This is a genomic window from Candidatus Thiodiazotropha sp. AKAK3 (assembly GCF_058244645.1).
Genome location: NZ_JBSYOQ010000072.1, coordinates 1 through 15,022, shown reverse-complemented (window position 1 = coordinate 15,022; position 15,022 = coordinate 1). Strand labels below are relative to the sequence as shown.

Sequence of the window (15,022 nt, the reverse complement as noted above, 5' to 3'; positions counted from 1 at the left end):
CATGTCAAAATCGGCAGCCCACCCTATTCAGCTCTGGGTTGACCGGTTCCTCGACTATCTAGTCCACGAACGCCGCCTCTCACCCCGGACCCATGAAAGTTATGCCCGTGATCTGAAAGCAGCGACAGCTTGGCTGGAGCAGCAGCAGATCCCTGGCTGGAACAAACTCAGCCAGCAGCAGCTAAGACACTATATAGCCGGCCGACATCGCCAGGGTTTTTCGCCGAAGAGTCTGCATCGGGAGCTCTCCACTCTCCGCTCACTTTTTAACTATCTGATCCGTGAAAATCTTGCTCAGTCCAATCCGGCGCTTGGCGTCCGGGCGCCAAAGGTACGCCGGAAACTACCGGTAACCATGGATGTGGATCAGCTCAACCAGCTACTCGACATCGACGACGATTCCCCCACAGGACTGAGAGATCGAGCAATCATGGAGCTATTCTACTCATCCGGATTGCGCCTTGCCGAATTGATTGCTCTGGATATTGCCCATATCGATCTGTCTGAACAGATCGTGGAGGTCACCGGCAAAGGGAATAAAACCCGTCTGCTTCCAGTGGGCAAGCAGGCCAAACAAGCGATCACCGCCTGGCTCAAGGTACGTGGACAATTGGCGGAGCAGGATGAAACCGCACTGTTTGTCGGTGTACGGGGGAAGCGTATCAGTCGCAGTACCATCCAGAAGCAGCTGCATCAGTGGTCGATAGACCAGGGCGCACCCCGCAATGTCCATCCCCATCTACTGCGTCACTCATTCGCCAGCCATCTGCTGGAATCATCAGGAGATCTGCGAGCCGTTCAGGAGCTCCTGGGTCACGCCAATATCAGCACCACCCAGATCTACACCCATCTCGACTTTCAACACCTTGCTGAGGTCTATGACAAGGCTCATCCCAGAGCGAAAAAAAAGCCTGAGTGATCTATAAGGCAGCAATATATTAAATTTAGAGAGCCTATCCCTTTTGAGATAGTTTGAACCATTTCTGGTTAAATTATCTACTTCGGCACAACCTGGCCATAACTGATTTTACCGTCCTGTATCACAATACCTAACTTACTCAATCCTTTTAAATCACGTTGCTTGGTTTTATCTGTTAGCTTCACATAAAGTGCCTGGTACCAGGGTGCCTTTCTTAGATCGGTAAGCAATACGGGCTTACCAGCTGACATGATCTGACTGACGATAGCATACTGTCTAGCATTGATCGCTTTCTCATCATGAAGGCGTTTAGCTTCACTCTCAAACAGAATTTGAGCAATCAACTCATTTACACGGTCATGCAGGTCATTGATGCTTGCCAGCATGCCCTGCATGAAAAAGGCAACAAAGTCTGTGTTAGGGGCCTCCGCCTTTTTCTCTACCTCCTTTCGGGTGGTATTGAACAAAGAAAAGTAGGTGTGGATATGCTCCAGGTAGTAACGAGCCAGGGCAAAGGGCGCGTATTTATAGTCCTCGGCATGAAGAAGAACTGCCTCTAATACTCGACCTACGCGGCCATTGCCATCCCAGAAGGGGTGGATCAGTTCATAATAGAGATGTACCAGCGGAGCACGAATCAATACCGGCACCTTTCGCTCTACCAGTTGTTGGTGCCATTGAATAAGGGCCGCAAGCAACCGCTCTACATCTTTTCCGTACTGCGGAGGCTTGTAAATGCCTCCATGCTCCTGATTCCCTACCCGGGTCACCACACCCTTGGGATTATCTCTAAGCAACCCCGGCCGGTTGTATTCGTGTGGAAGCTGGTCGGTAACAGCTGAGTGGATCTGTCTGATAAATTCCACGTTCAGCTTCCAACCAGGCTTCACGGCGACCTGCAGAGCCAAGCCATAGGCATTTTTGAGATTGACAGCTCGGCGCTGCTCGATGTCCTGTACCTGGGCAGGCGTGAGATCCAGCGCCTCATCGGTCTCCTCTACAGTGAGAGTGCCACCCTCAATAGAGTTGGTGCCGAAGATACTGCTTACAACAACCTCCCTATCCAACCTGCTCGCAACCTGGGACAAGGGTGAACTTTTGAAACGCTTGTGGGCATCATCCACGCGCAGCAGTAGACTTTCCAGAGCAGCCATATCGACACCAAGCTGGAATGTAAATGGGCCGAAACGGTCGGTTTCCACCCTGACGTGGGGATCGTTGCCCTCTGTCACGAATAAAGTCCCAAAAAATGTCCGTTACAAATAAATGATATTTACTCTAAATATCTGATAGTTACAGAATTATAGCACAAGATAGTGTCGCATTTTATGTCCAGTCAGCATACTGAGTGGACAGCACATCTACTGAGTGCGAACCGCATCAACAACAGAATACACTGGCTCACGAACATCAATGATGCGGTTCGTACCTCACCACATCTACGTAATATGCTTTTTCGCACGTTACGAGTTGCTGCGTTGTGATCCTTGAGAATAGAACAACCATTCTAATTCGGCTCACGCAGAGGGTATAAGCAGTTCGTAGAGGTGCCCTTAATACTCTATTGTGCTGCAGTAGCTAGATTACTGATTTCCATTTCAAACTCATCAGCCAAGTATTGTGGAGTAATCAACTTCAACATTCCGTTTTTTACACTTTCTTTCAGTAAAGATAAATTATCTTTTTCAAGGCCATGCAAATCTCCTCCCAATTGACGGCCATCAACAGCATATTTATCAGGAACAAGCCAAATAACCTTTTTATTGATCAGGTCAACCACCCTTAACTGTGATGGCATTTTCACCACAACCAATCCTAAAGCGCCAGACGAGCCATAAATATCAGGAGAAAGATATTCGAAAAGATAGTTATAACCTTTATCAACAAGTTCATCTCTTAACCCTTCGAATCCCTCATAATCTGGATATTTTGATAGATATTCAGCATTTGGAGGCAGTTTAACCGCCGGCATATTTTTATGGTTACCTGAGTAGTGCTGCGTATAATCCTCTACTAAACCATCCATGTAGGCATCCAGTATTCTATTGTCTTTGACTATGCTGAATAACTCATAAGCATCAAGCCCTGTATTTAGTAAAACATCATTTACGGTAACAGTTAGTTCTTTATCTGGGTTCCATAACCCACTTATATCTAGCGTTGTAGAATTGGTTTCAACCCATAACACTCTATATAGCAGCTCAAAATAGTTAACCTTCTTATTAACCATAAAAAAACTGGTTGCTACCTTTGATGACTTAAAGTCAGACAATTCTGACTCTTCCATTTTTATTTCATTTGTTACACATCCCGACATCAGGGTTATAAGAAGAATTGAAAATGCAATTATTTTTATTTTCATCTTTAATTCCTTTTATTACCTGGTTTGTAAGCATGCACCAGCAGCTTCTTTTGATTAAACACACAAACTAAGTCAATATGACTATCAATGTCATGACTTGATGTTATCTCTTGAGCCACATCAGAAGCATTCGCCTGGCCGTTTGCAACCATACTTGCTCCAAGAGGAGTGACTATGACTACACTATGATTAGTCCCATTCCCGGAGTACAACCAGTACTCTTTAGCACCGGATTTCTTAATTTTATTCGGAAGTCCTATTTTTTCTACGACACTGCTCTTACTATCTATACCAATCGCCAGATTTGCATCTTCCAACTGCGAGGATCTTTGAATCGACGAACATGCTGATAGCATAAAAATTAGTATTAATATAATTCCTGCCTTCACTAGTAAAACTCCAATTTTAACAAAAAATTAACGCAATCGAATATCTGATCAGATACTAAGAACTAATTCCTTAAATAAGCACCCACATTGGATGTTCACGGATTATATGGCCTAAGCAGAACATTGAGTTTTTACTGCCATAGAAAACAACATGTAAAATTTAACAATCCCTTAGCCTGAATCCTGTTTCAACTCCATATTTTTTCCATACCAGGAAACAGCGAACTGCTCTATGTAGTTTCTACCTCCTGATGGATCGACTACACAATTCGTGGCTATCGCCTAGACATAGTCACCAAGTTGTATCGTCACAATTAATAATAGCTTTAGGGTATTTATTTTTTTTATAACCAGGAATGATCTGGCACATAACACAATTCCCATATATGCCAGGATCGTTGCTGTCTCAATTGAGACTAACCAATGAGAGGGGCGATTTGAGATCAAGCCATGCAGAAGCGATATACGATGATTGAGGTAACTCTCACAGCTACAAAAGCTACCCTTTAAAGCAATATTTCATGATTTGAATGGATGCCTGAACTCTGTGTAATGATATAGTCATTCCCCCTCCCCACTTTTCACCCCCGTCCCAAATACAAAATTAGGCCTTAGCCAATAGACCACCAGCGGCAACACAGTCAAAGCAATGATCACATCCATAATCAGCGCCTCGGAGATGTAGAGACTGACCGACCATAGATTGGCAAGCTCGGTATTCATCAGCGGAATGAAGCTGCCCAGCAGTACCACCATGGAGATGATGATCGCTGACCCGGTCGTCTCCAGGGTCGTCTCCAGTGCCTGTTTCCAATCTTTGCCCGAGGCGAGCATCTCCTCGCGCAGTCGGGATACCATATAGACCCCATAATCCACCCCCAAACCCATCGCGATACTCAGGGCGACCTGTACGTGGAAGGCCAGGTTGGCCGACCACTCACTGATCGAGGTCATATAGGCACCAAGTCCATATTGGGTCATCAGGGTAATAAAACAGAGACTGATCAGCAGAGAGGCTATGATCCAGGAGCGGAACATTATCAGGGTCATGATGAATACCGTCAGGGAGGTGGCGACCGGTGCATTCAGCCACTCCTTGAAAGCCACATCACGGGTCGCTTCGGTAACCCCTAAAAAGCCACCGATAGCGGCTTTATCAGGCATCGAATCCTCGGTGGTCACCAGCTGTTCAGGCTGCTCTCCATTTGCCGGAATCGTCACCCGCTCTGCCGGGCCTATACCCACAGTCAACAGTGCCATGCCCGGATCATCCTTGTGTTCATGCAGGTAGTTCTGGATGTCGCGAATGGTCTTGTGAGTCAGCTTTGGATCCATAGTGTTTACAAAGCCAACAATGATCCCCTCATCCCAGTTGCGGGTATTCACGAAAGAGTCGAGTTCTCCTGCGGCGGCACTAACCTGAAGCATGCCATTGTAGAGCGGCAGGATCGCTTTTGGGTCTGGCAGACTCCCATCCGGGCCAAGACTATAGGCATAGCGGTTTTGCTGCATATGGGCCAATCCGGGTATGGCATAGAGATTCATATGTGCCATAGGCAGAGTCCCTACAGGGGCATTCAGCATCATGTTCAGGGTTTTCACAAACTGCACATAGGAGGTGGTATAGCCGATGTGGGGATGGGCACGTAACCAATCTTCAAATGCTGAGAGGGCCTGCACGACCTCAACATTGTTGAATATGCCCTGGGGTGGGTCGAGCATCTCATCGTAGCACTGCTCAGGCCCGATCACCCGCACACCGAATTCATTCCAGGCTTCCAGACCGCAAGGTGGCAGGGCGCCGGCCTTGGAACGGATCACCATATTGGCGGTGATCACCCCAGGCATCATCTTCGATAGGGCTTGCAGATCGGAGATCGCCTCGACTTCGCCACCCTCACCCAGCAGCTCGCCCAGCAGATAGTAATCTTTGTAGGCGGCTCTGGGATAGTGAATCCCTTTTTCAACACCGGGCATGATGTCAAACTCATCCTGAATACGGGCTACTTCAGGATCATCCCGTCCCGCCTCGCCCGCCATTAAGGCACTGAAACCCTCAGCCAATCCAGTCATCCAAGCTGAACCCAGCCAAATGACGATAACTGCAGCAACGGGAATCCACTTTGATGGGCCTGTGAGGATGCCACTCAGTCCACGTGCCAATCGACGCTCCCATCCTCTTTCGTGCTTGCGGTCATGCAGTTTTGGCGGAAAACTGACCATCAACAACGGGATTAAAGTGGTGGTGGTCAAAATCAGCGTGGACATGCCGAAAATACCGAAATAGGCGTATGCCTTATAGAATGAGATATCGATAAATGAGATAGCAAAAAAACCGTGAAGATCCGTTCCAATCGAGAGTGCAGCAGGCACCACGGTATGCCTGATTGCTGTAAACGCCGCCTGCTCCGGATCCTGGGTGACCTGAAGCTCCTGCATGAAACGACGGGTAATCTGTATCGAATGACCGATACCGATCGCCAGCAATAACATCGGCGTCAACGCCATCATTGTAGTCAGCTTGAACTGGGTAAATCCCATCAGACCCAGAGTCAGAATAATGGTCATGCCGACCCCAATCAGCGGCAGGAGAGCACAGCTCCAATGACGAAACTCATACCAGAGCACCAGCAGTATGATCAGAATCGAGATGCCGAAAAGCCAGGCTTTGTCCCACAACTCCTCCACCATCGATGCGAGAAAATAGGGCTCTCCTGAGATAAAAAACTCGACCCTATCCCCATACCTGGCCCGATAATCCGCCATCAACTCCCTGACTTGCCCAATCCACTGCAGATGGTGATCTTTCAGCTGATTACTGAAATCACCGATGATAAAAGTGCCTGTGGCAATACATCGTCGGTGTACCTTGTGGATAGAGGCATTGGTGATCAATCCATCGGAACCGGTAATCTCACACTTTTCTCCAGCACTGTCCTGGTAATAGACCAGCAGTGGCTCCAGGACGATATGTTTCTCCAGGCCGATACGGAGATACTGAAGCTGTAAATGCTGTTGCAGCGGATCATCTGAAATACCATTGGCGGGTAGCAGGCGGCTAAAATCGAGACTGCCATTTTCTGTGATGCCCAGGTTGCGCAGCTTGGGTGATGGCAGACCGACAAAATTGGCCACATTTGCGTAGGGCAAGGCGCTGACATCACGATAGAACGCCTCAACCATACGGATAAACCAGGGCTGATAGATATCCCCCTGCTTCAATTTCAAGCCCCAGACCATCAGGTTACCCATGCCGTAGGCGTGATCACTGTAGAGATTGGTGGCGATATAGCGGTTACTGAGTGGTAACAGAGAGTCAGGATCATTGCGCAGATTGACCTGATTGACATAGAACAGCGCAACCAGCGTGGCTGCAAACAGTAGCAGAATCGTCAAACGGCGATGTCTGAGTACGAATCTCGCGTAGTCCGCAGCGTAATCCCGCTTCTCACCCTTCATTGAGTATCTTTCCTGATACTGCCATCGGACCATGAGTCAGAGAGCAACCCTTTAGCGATGAGTCGCCTTTTACTTGCCATAATTTCTTAGCGTCTCTTCCGACCAATAACTGTCGTCAAGTTCAACATTCAGGGATATGGTACTGCGAGGTACAAAGACCATGCTGTCTTTACCATCTCCATGACTGATGGCATAGATGTAACGGGGATAGGTGATGCGTGGATCTGATTGATCAAGGGATTGCCAGTCGACTGAAACCGTTTTGATCTTCTCACCATCCTTATAATAGACCGTACGATAGGGGGCGTAAGTGCGCTGGTCGATCTCAGTGAGATGGTAGTCGTACCACCAGTTTTTAAACTTGGTGGTACTCTTCAGCAGATAGACCGCTTTACCGATATGGGCACACTGGGGCCCTGGTAGAGTGAGTGTATGGCGGCTCTTCTCCGACCTTTCCAGCCTCATCGCTTCAAGGCACGCCTCGATCTTGCCCACACCAAGCAGCTCATGCACTTCATCATCAGGGGTGCGCAGCACCAGTTCGCCATAGGTGAGATTGGTTCCGAACCAGACATCTTCATGTGATGGCTCATTGATGCGCCTGATTTTTCTCAATGCAGGAAGCCACATAGAAATGGTCGAACCCCGTTCAGGGTCGGAGTAACGGGTTAACAACACCCCGGTACCCTTGGTTTTACCTGAAGTCAGAATTGCCATCTGTTGAGATTTTATCGCAGCATCATCGGGGCTGTTGTTGAGATAGGTTTCAAAGGTCTGAACCCCAGGTTTTCGACCTTGGGTGCGCATCTCCAGGGGCGCCCTGTTGACCACTACGGCCACATCACGCCCCTTGCGACGACTGATGGCATTGTCCAGCAAACCGCCATGTGCCGATGTATAGACCTGTTGTGCGATTTCATAGGCATCAGGCAGATTCTGGGGATCACCGGGCATAGCCGCGGCCATCAAACCATAAGAGATCAGCCAGAGCAGGCCTGTCAGTAAGAAATATGGGGGCTTTCGAAACATACCAATGACTCTGCCACGGATGACAGAGGCACACAAGCGAGTGATATCCCTAATAAACATTCCCTGTTCTCCAACCAACACAATCCTATACGCATCCGCTATTGAGAATTACTGGACCATCAGCTCCAACACTCTTCCCTGTAATCCTTCCTCTTCACTGACAGGGGCAAATATCATCAATTGCAGCAGGTGACACAATGAGCAATGACAATCCACATCAAGTTTTTAACACAGCCGATTTTTCACCAGCCCCGCCCTCAGGTACAATCGCCGCCTTATTATTGAATCTTTCAGGATTGAAGTGGAAAATTTTAGAGGCACAACAATTCTTTCTGTGCGGCGCAACGGCAAAGTCGTCATTGGCGGCGATGGCCAGGTCTCCCTGGGCAATACCGTGATGAAGGGTAATGCCCGAAAAGTACGCCAGCTGCACAAAGGCAATGTGATCGCCGGTTTCGCCGGAGCCACAGCAGACGCCTTTACGCTGTTTGAGCGCTTTGAAGGTAAACTTGAAAAGCATCAGGGACACCTGACCCGAGCCGCTGTTGAGATGGCCAAAGACTGGAGAACCGATCGGGCGCTGCGCCGGCTGGAAGCACTGCTTTGTGTAGCAGATGCCAAAGCCTCTTTGATCATCTCCGGTACCGGAGATGTGATAGAGCCTGAGCATAATCTGATGGCGATTGGCTCTGGTGGCAGTTTTGCCCAGGCAGCAGCCCGTGCGTTACTGGATAATACGGAACTCAGCGCCCGCGAAATCGTCGAAAAGGGGCTTGGTATCGCTGCCGACATCTGCATCTATACCAATCACAACCGGGTACTGGAAGAGCTGGACAGCGAAACCTGAACCAATTAACCCTATGCAAAGAACAGTCTGCTGTGCAGAACAGCACCATGCCCTGAAATCGCCCTCTCAGTAAGCAGAGAAAGCGCGTCAGGGATAGTGAGTTGAAGCTGCACCAGACAGTTTTAGATTCCAACGTGTAATGGCTGGGTCGAAGATGTTTAAAAACATCAGACGCGAGCCAGACATAGAGTAAACAGGCCATAATTCATGTCGCAAATCACACCCCAACAGATTGTTGCCGAGCTGAACAAACATATCATCGGTCAGAAAGATGCCAAAAGAGCAGTCGCCATTGCATTACGCAATCGCTGGCGTCGGGCACAGGTCGATGAATCTCTACGCAATGAGATAACACCAAAAAATATTCTGATGATTGGACCGACCGGTGTCGGTAAGACCGAAATTGCCCGTCGTCTGGCAAAACTGGCGAACGCTCCATTCATAAAGGTTGAAGCGACTAAGTTCACCGAAGTGGGCTATGTAGGCCGGGAAGTGGATTCGATCATCCGGGATCTTGCTGATTCTGCAGTCAAAATGGTTCGCGAAGGTGAGATGGCCAAAGTCTCAGAAGAGGCGAGCCTGGCAACAGAGGAGCGAATTCTCGATGCGCTTCTGCCGGCCCCAAAACCGAGCGGATGGGATGAGACTGAAACCAGCAGCACGGTCTCCAGCTCCACCCGGGAGAAGTTCAGAGAGAAGCTGCGTGCCGGCTTAATGGACGACAAAGAGATCGAAATCGAGGTCAATACCACACCTGTAGGTGTTGAAATCATGGCGCCTCCCGGCATGGAAGAGATGACCAGTCAGTTGCAGGGGATGTTTCAGAACCTCGGCACAGGACGCACCAGACGACGTAAACTGCGTATCAAAGATGCCTATAAGGTGCTCAATGACGAAGAGGCATCGAAGCGCATCAACGAAGAGGATCTCAAGCTGCGCGCCCTGGAAACCGTGGAGCAGCATGGCATCGTCTTTATCGATGAACTGGACAAAGTTACCAGCCGCGCCGAGACCAGCGGAGCAGACGTATCCCGGGAAGGGGTTCAACGTGATCTGCTGCCCCTTGTTGAGGGGTGTACCGTCTCCACCAAACACGGCATGGTTAAAACCGACCATATCCTCTTTATCGCTTCCGGGGCTTTTCATCTCACCAAGCCTTCTGACCTGATACCAGAACTGCAGGGGCGCTTGCCGATCCGGGTAGAACTCTCTGCATTGAGTACTGAGGACTTCACCCGCATCCTGACCGAACCCGACGCCTCATTGACCGAGCAGTACCAGGCCCTGCTGGGCACAGAAAATGTAGACCTGGCTTTTACCGATGATGGTATCAAGCGTATAGCTGAAACGGCCTGGATGGTAAATGAGAGAACAGAGAATATTGGTGCACGCCGCCTGCATACGGTGATGGAACGGCTACTGGAGAGCATCTCTTTTGAGGCCTCTGAACAGAGTGGCACTGCCATCTCCATCGACGCAGCCTATGTCGACAGCCAGTTATCTCAACTGGCAGCAGACGAAGACCTGAGTCAATATATTCTCTAACTACAACAAACCCTGTTAACAGCCTGCAAATGGTTTGTGATAACCGATATAAAGTTGCTGCCGTGGGTTTTGCCCAAGTATCAACCATCGACTAACGAGAGAAAATCATGTCACACCCCAATCCGACAGAGATCCACCTGCATAAGCAGTCCCGTGTACTGGAAATCAGCTTCGATGACGGGAGTAAATACAGCTATCCCGCTGAGTATCTGCGCGTATTCTCCCCCTCCGCAGAGGTTCAGGGCCATGGTCCAGGTCAAGAAGTGTTGCAGGTTGGCAAGGAAGAGGTGAATATTGCCCATATTGAACCTGTGGGAAATTACGCCATCTGCCTGCACTTTGATGATGAGCATAATACCGGCATCTACTCCTGGGATACCTTGTATCAGCTGGGCGCTCATTTTGAGCAGAATTGGCAGGAGTACCTGCAGCGTCTGAGTAGCGCAGGTTATGAGAGAAAGGAACCATCGGCCTAGCGGGCCAGGTGGTAAATTTCGCTAACACTCAGAGTCAGACTGGGTTAAGCCATTCATGGTAAATACCGTGAATTAGGGGCAAGTTGCAGCGCCCTTGGATCGAAACAACTGGTGATGCCATGAAGGATGAAAAGACAACACATTTCGGATATCAGGATGTCCCTGTCGGCGAAAAGGCCGGCCGGGTTCGTGAGGTCTTTGATTCGGTTGCCAACAAGTATGATTTGATGAACGACTTGATGTCGTTCGGTGTACACCGAATCTGGAAGCGCCACACTATCGAACTCTCCGGAGTACGCAAAGGTCAGCGGGTTCTCGATCTGGCTGCAGGTACTGGAGACCTCTCTGCCCGCTTCAGTGGCCTGGTAGGGAGTGATGGGGAGGTAGTCTTCTCAGATATCAATGCCGCCATGTTGGGCCAGGGCAGAGATCGAATGATCGATGAAGGACGGGTTGCCAATGTCCGCTATGTTCAGGCGGATGCCCAACATCTGCCCTTTCCAGACGACCATTTTGATTGTGTCACCATCGGCTTTGGACTACGCAATGTCACCGACAAGCAGTTGGCCCTAAACGATATCTTCAGAGTACTAAAGCCTGGCGGGCGTCTGCTGGTGTTGGAATTCTCCAAACCGGTGCATAAGCCACTGCAGAAAATCTACGATCTATACTCATTCAGCCTACTACCGAAAATCGGAAAACTGGTCACTCAGGATGAAGAGAGCTACCGCTACCTGGCGGAATCTATTCGTATGCACCCCGACCAGGAGACCCTCAAAGGGATGCTGGAACATGCCGGTTTTGATCGCTGCGACTACTTCAATCTGACTGGTGGCGTAGTTGCCATACATCGTGGATACAAAATTTGACAGAGTTGAGCATACGCCTTCTATTTACGGAAGAATCGCCATGACCATCAGTGCTGCCATCATCACCAGCCTGGAGCAACTACTCAACCAGGCCATTAAGCTTGATCCTGAGAGCCCAACCCGACTGGCGCCAATCCAGGGTAGCGTCATACAGCTGGATATTGTCGGACTGGGTATATCAATCTACCTGATACCTGAGCCACAGGGTTTTCAGCTCTTGAGTTACTACGAAGGTGAACCCGATTGCCTGCTGCGAGGCACGCTGCTGGATCTAGCCTCCATGCGCCATGATCGTAGCAGTACAGAGCAGCTGTTTAACGGATCAGTCACCATTGAAGGCGATACCGCCCTGGCACAGCGTTTCGGTGAATTCTTCAGTGCGCTCGATATCGACTGGGAGGAGCAACTCTCTCGTCTCACCGGTGATATAGCCGCTCATGAGATCGGCAATATGGTGCGTGGCGCGGTAGACTGGGGAAAACAGGTCAAGCAGACAGCCTCACTCAATCTTAAAGAGTATCTGGAAGAGGAGCTGCGACTGTTACCTGGGCAATATGAGATCGAACCCTTTCTCAATGAAGTGGATCGGCTGCGGGATGATGTGGAACGGCTTGAAGCTCGAATTAAAAGGCTGCGCCAATCTGATGACAACGAGGATAAGCGTTCGTGATTCGCCCTTCTCAAGCCATTCGGCTGATACACATTAATCTAGTACTACTGAGACATGGTCTGGATGAGGTAATTCTCGCCACCCATCTTTTCCGACCGATTCGTTTTCTGATCTATCTCTCTCCCTGGTATTGGTTTCGCAAAGACCGGGGGAGCTACCCTGTGCGAATTCGTCGCGCGCTAGAAGATCTTGGCCCCATTTTTGTAAAATTTGGACAGATCCTCTCCACCCGGCGCGACCTGCTTCCTGATGACCTGGCGAATGAACTCACAAAACTGCAGGATCGGGTACCCCCCTTCCCCGGCTCCCAGGCCAGAAAAATAATTGATAAGGCGTTCGGACAATCCATCGATGAACTGCTTGAAGCCTTTGACGAGTCACCCCTCGCTTCAGCATCAATTGCCCAGGTACATACTGCACAACTCAAGGATGGGCGCAAAGTCGTAGTCAAGGTACTTCGCCCAAATATCGAAAAGACCATACGCCGTGATGTAGATCTGCTATTCACAATTGCCCATCTCGCTGAGAAATATTGGAAAGAGGGTCGCCGACTGAGGCCTGTTGAGGTCGTTCAGGAGTATGAGAAGACTATTTTCGATGAATTGGATCTGATGCGTGAAGCGGCAAATGCCTCCCAGCTACGACGTAACTTTCTTGATAGCGATGCCCTCTACGTGCCGGAAGTCTACTGGGATCTGACCCGGAAAAACGTCTTCGTCATGGAGCGTATCAGTGGCACACCCGTGGGAGATATCAAGGCGCTGAAGTCCCAGGGTATCAGCATGAAACTGCTTGGGGAGCGAGGCGTGGAGATATTCTTCACGCAGGTTTTCGAATACAACTTCTTCCATGCCGATATGCACCCCGGCAATATTTTTGTAGAGCCCGATGGACGCTACGTTGCCGTTGATTTCGGCATCATGGGCACCCTCACAGAAGAGGACAAACGCTACCTGGCAGAGAATCTGCTCGCCTTTTTCAACCGTGACTACAAGCGGGTCGCCCAGCTTCATGTAGCCTCCGGCTGGGTACCTAAAGATACGCGTGTGGAAGAGTTCGAGTCTGCCATCCGAACAGTCAGTGAACCGATCTTTGAAAAGCCCTTGAGTGAGATCTCCTTCGGCCATTTCCTGCTACGCCTGTTTCAGACAGCGCGAAGATTCGATATGGAGGTCCAGCCCCAGCTGGTGCTGTTGCAGAAAACCTTGTTGAATATCGAAGGTCTGGGCAGACAGCTCTACCCGGAACTCGATCTATGGACCACTGCCAAGCCCTTCCTTGAGCGCTGGATGAGCGAACAGATAGGCCGCCGGGCCTTCGTCAGCAAGCTCAAAAAGAACCTGCCGCTATTCGCTGAGAATCTCCCAGACCTGCCGAATAAAATTAATAAGATCATCGATGATGCTGCAGCGGGCCAACTGACACTACAGTGGCAATCGGACGATCTGAAAAAGCTGCAAAAACAGATGCAGCGCAACCATCTGAATACAGTCACCACCATATCCGGCAGCACCATGTTGCTCAGCGGCTCACTACTACTGGTGTTCGGTAGTGGGGGCCTGATTCCTGTCACTGTAGCCACAGCGCTCGGTATTGGACTAGGAACCGGTGGAGGCTTACTGCTCTTGAAAAGCTGGTTCAGCGCCTCAGGATAGGCTCTATTTTGTAGCATGATGCCTGTATCAGGTTATCTACTTCCCTTGGCGTGGTAAGAAAATTGATCCATGATTAGAGATATAGCCAAGAAGTACGGGAGACGAATATGAATGAGACCCCCCAAGATACTCTGGAAAGGATGGCAAAAGCCTATGACAAGATGTTGCAAGAGGTTCATGAAGCAGTTGAGTCGGCCCGGGAAAACGCCCTCCCCGGCTTAAAAGACTATCTGGAGGATGCCCGGGAAAAGCTTATCGAACTAGGTGAATTGAGCAGAGAAGAGGCAGACAAGGTCTCCACCTATGTTGAGCGGGATATGAAAGACGCTGCCAGTTATCTACTCGAAACTGGCGAGCAACTTTCTGCCTGGTGGCGATTTGACGTCCAGCTAGTGGAAGAGCGCATGCTGGAGATGTTCACCAGCGTAGCCGACCAGACCAAGTTAGAGCTGGCAAAACTGGCACAGCGGGCCAACAACGCATCCCTCTACCATACCGGCGAAGTGACAGGCCCTGGCACACTGGTCTGCAGCCAATGCGGTAAAGAGATGCATTTCAAGAAGACAGGACACATCCCGCCCTGCTCAGGATGCAAAGGCACTAATTTTCAACGCTCTTCCAGCTAGCGAGGATTGGTCAAGCAGACTGGTTGTAGGGTGCGGCCCTGCCGCACCATCAGGGTGAGCATTAACTAAAACCCCAGATAGTTTGTTCATTACCAGCAGCATCTCTATACCGACTTGTTAGGTGGTTTGGTTTCAGTTGGACATGGTGCGGCAGGGCCGCACCCTACAGGTGAATT

The 15,022-nt window shown here is 49.7% G+C and carries 13 protein-coding genes; 8 read left to right on the top strand and 5 right to left on the bottom strand.

Annotated elements, in window-relative coordinates:
• Position 1: 1 nt before the first annotated feature.
• Positions 2–919 (top strand): tyrosine recombinase XerC, encoded by a 918-nt coding sequence (gene xerC, locus AC4IE7_RS19910; protein ID WP_490778624.1) that lies wholly within the window; start codon positions 2–4, stop codon positions 917–919.
• A gap of 77 nt (positions 920–996) precedes the next feature.
• Here the strand turns inward: xerC and AC4IE7_RS19905 are convergent, their stop codons facing one another.
• The 5 genes from AC4IE7_RS19905 to AC4IE7_RS19885 all read right to left on the bottom strand — a co-directional run bounded on the left by AC4IE7_RS19905 (position 997) and on the right by AC4IE7_RS19885 (position 8,218).
• Positions 997–2,151 carry a Fic family protein gene (locus tag AC4IE7_RS19905; RefSeq protein WP_490778623.1) on the bottom strand — a complete coding sequence of 385 codons (1,155 nt, stop codon included), beginning with the start codon at positions 2,149–2,151 and terminating at the stop codon, positions 997–999.
• A gap of 329 nt (positions 2,152–2,480) precedes the next feature.
• Positions 2,481–3,281 carry a hypothetical protein gene (locus tag AC4IE7_RS19900; protein ID WP_490778622.1) on the bottom strand — a complete coding sequence of 267 codons (801 nt, stop codon included), beginning with the start codon at positions 3,279–3,281 and terminating at the stop codon, positions 2,481–2,483.
• A gap of 2 nt (positions 3,282–3,283) precedes the next feature.
• Positions 3,284–3,598, bottom strand: a complete 315-nt coding sequence (locus AC4IE7_RS19895) for a hypothetical protein (RefSeq protein WP_490778621.1) — start codon at positions 3,596–3,598, stop codon at positions 3,284–3,286.
• A gap of 633 nt (positions 3,599–4,231) precedes the next feature.
• Entirely contained in the window at positions 4,232–7,129 is a 2,898-nt protein-coding gene (locus tag AC4IE7_RS19890; RefSeq protein WP_490778620.1) for an efflux RND transporter permease subunit, read from the bottom strand.
• Positions 7,130–7,198: 69 nt separating this feature from the next.
• Positions 7,199–8,218, bottom strand: coding sequence for an outer membrane lipoprotein-sorting protein (locus AC4IE7_RS19885; RefSeq protein WP_490778619.1), 1,020 nt, complete (start codon positions 8,216–8,218; stop codon positions 7,199–7,201).
• Between the two features lie 241 nt (positions 8,219–8,459).
• Here AC4IE7_RS19885 and hslV point away from each other — a divergent pair, with 241 nt between their 5' ends.
• The 7 genes from hslV to AC4IE7_RS19850 all read left to right on the top strand — a co-directional run bounded on the left by hslV (position 8,460) and on the right by AC4IE7_RS19850 (position 14,846).
• Positions 8,460–9,005, top strand: coding sequence for an ATP-dependent protease subunit HslV (gene hslV / locus AC4IE7_RS19880; protein ID WP_490778618.1), 546 nt, complete (start codon positions 8,460–8,462; stop codon positions 9,003–9,005).
• A gap of 207 nt (positions 9,006–9,212) precedes the next feature.
• Positions 9,213–10,550 carry an ATP-dependent protease ATPase subunit HslU gene (gene hslU / locus AC4IE7_RS19875; RefSeq protein ID WP_490778617.1) on the top strand — a complete coding sequence of 446 codons (1,338 nt, stop codon included), beginning with the start codon at positions 9,213–9,215 and terminating at the stop codon, positions 10,548–10,550.
• Positions 10,551–10,657: 107 nt separating this feature from the next.
• Positions 10,658–11,026: a gamma-butyrobetaine hydroxylase family protein gene (locus AC4IE7_RS19870; RefSeq protein ID WP_490778616.1), complete on the top strand. Its 369-nt coding sequence runs from the start codon at positions 10,658–10,660 to the stop codon at positions 11,024–11,026.
• A 119-nt stretch (positions 11,027–11,145) separates the two neighbouring features.
• Positions 11,146–11,895, top strand: coding sequence for a bifunctional demethylmenaquinone methyltransferase/2-methoxy-6-polyprenyl-1,4-benzoquinol methylase UbiE (gene ubiE, locus AC4IE7_RS19865; protein ID WP_490778615.1), 750 nt, complete (start codon positions 11,146–11,148; stop codon positions 11,893–11,895).
• Between the two features lie 40 nt (positions 11,896–11,935).
• Positions 11,936–12,565, top strand: coding sequence for a ubiquinone biosynthesis accessory factor UbiJ (locus AC4IE7_RS19860; RefSeq protein ID WP_490778614.1), 630 nt, complete (start codon positions 11,936–11,938; stop codon positions 12,563–12,565).
• On the top strand, positions 12,562–14,220 hold the full coding sequence (gene ubiB, locus AC4IE7_RS19855; RefSeq protein ID WP_490778613.1) for a ubiquinone biosynthesis regulatory protein kinase UbiB: 1,659 nt from the start codon (positions 12,562–12,564) through the stop codon (positions 14,218–14,220). Before AC4IE7_RS19860 ends, ubiB begins: the two co-directional genes overlap by 4 nt.
• Positions 14,221–14,327: 107 nt before the next feature.
• A complete protein-coding gene (locus AC4IE7_RS19850; RefSeq protein WP_490778612.1) occupies positions 14,328–14,846 on the top strand; it encodes a zinc ribbon-containing protein in 519 nt (172 codons plus the stop codon).
• Positions 14,847–15,022: the final 176 nt, after the last annotated feature.

Bases quoted from the DNA above. Each gene is read 5' to 3' on its own strand.
- AC4IE7_RS19885 (WP_490778619.1), bottom strand. From the start codon at position 8,218: ATGTTTATTAGGGATATCACTCGCTTGTGTGCCTCTGTCATCCGTGGC.
- hslU (WP_490778617.1), top strand. From the start codon at position 9,213: ATGTCGCAAATCACACCCCAACAGATTGTTGCCGAGCTGAACAAACAT.
- AC4IE7_RS19850 (WP_490778612.1), top strand. From the start codon at position 14,328: ATGAATGAGACCCCCCAAGATACTCTGGAAAGGATGGCAAAAGCCTAT.
- ubiE (WP_490778615.1), top strand. From the start codon at position 11,146: ATGAAGGATGAAAAGACAACACATTTCGGATATCAGGATGTCCCTGTC.
- AC4IE7_RS19890 (WP_490778620.1), bottom strand. From the start codon at position 7,129: ATGAAGGGTGAGAAGCGGGATTACGCTGCGGACTACGCGAGATTCGTA.
- AC4IE7_RS19860 (WP_490778614.1), top strand. From the start codon at position 11,936: ATGACCATCAGTGCTGCCATCATCACCAGCCTGGAGCAACTACTCAAC.
- AC4IE7_RS19900 (WP_490778622.1), bottom strand. From the start codon at position 3,281: ATGAAAATAAAAATAATTGCATTTTCAATTCTTCTTATAACCCTGATG.
- AC4IE7_RS19870 (WP_490778616.1), top strand. From the start codon at position 10,658: ATGTCACACCCCAATCCGACAGAGATCCACCTGCATAAGCAGTCCCGT.
- xerC (WP_490778624.1), top strand. From the start codon at position 2: ATGTCAAAATCGGCAGCCCACCCTATTCAGCTCTGGGTTGACCGGTTC.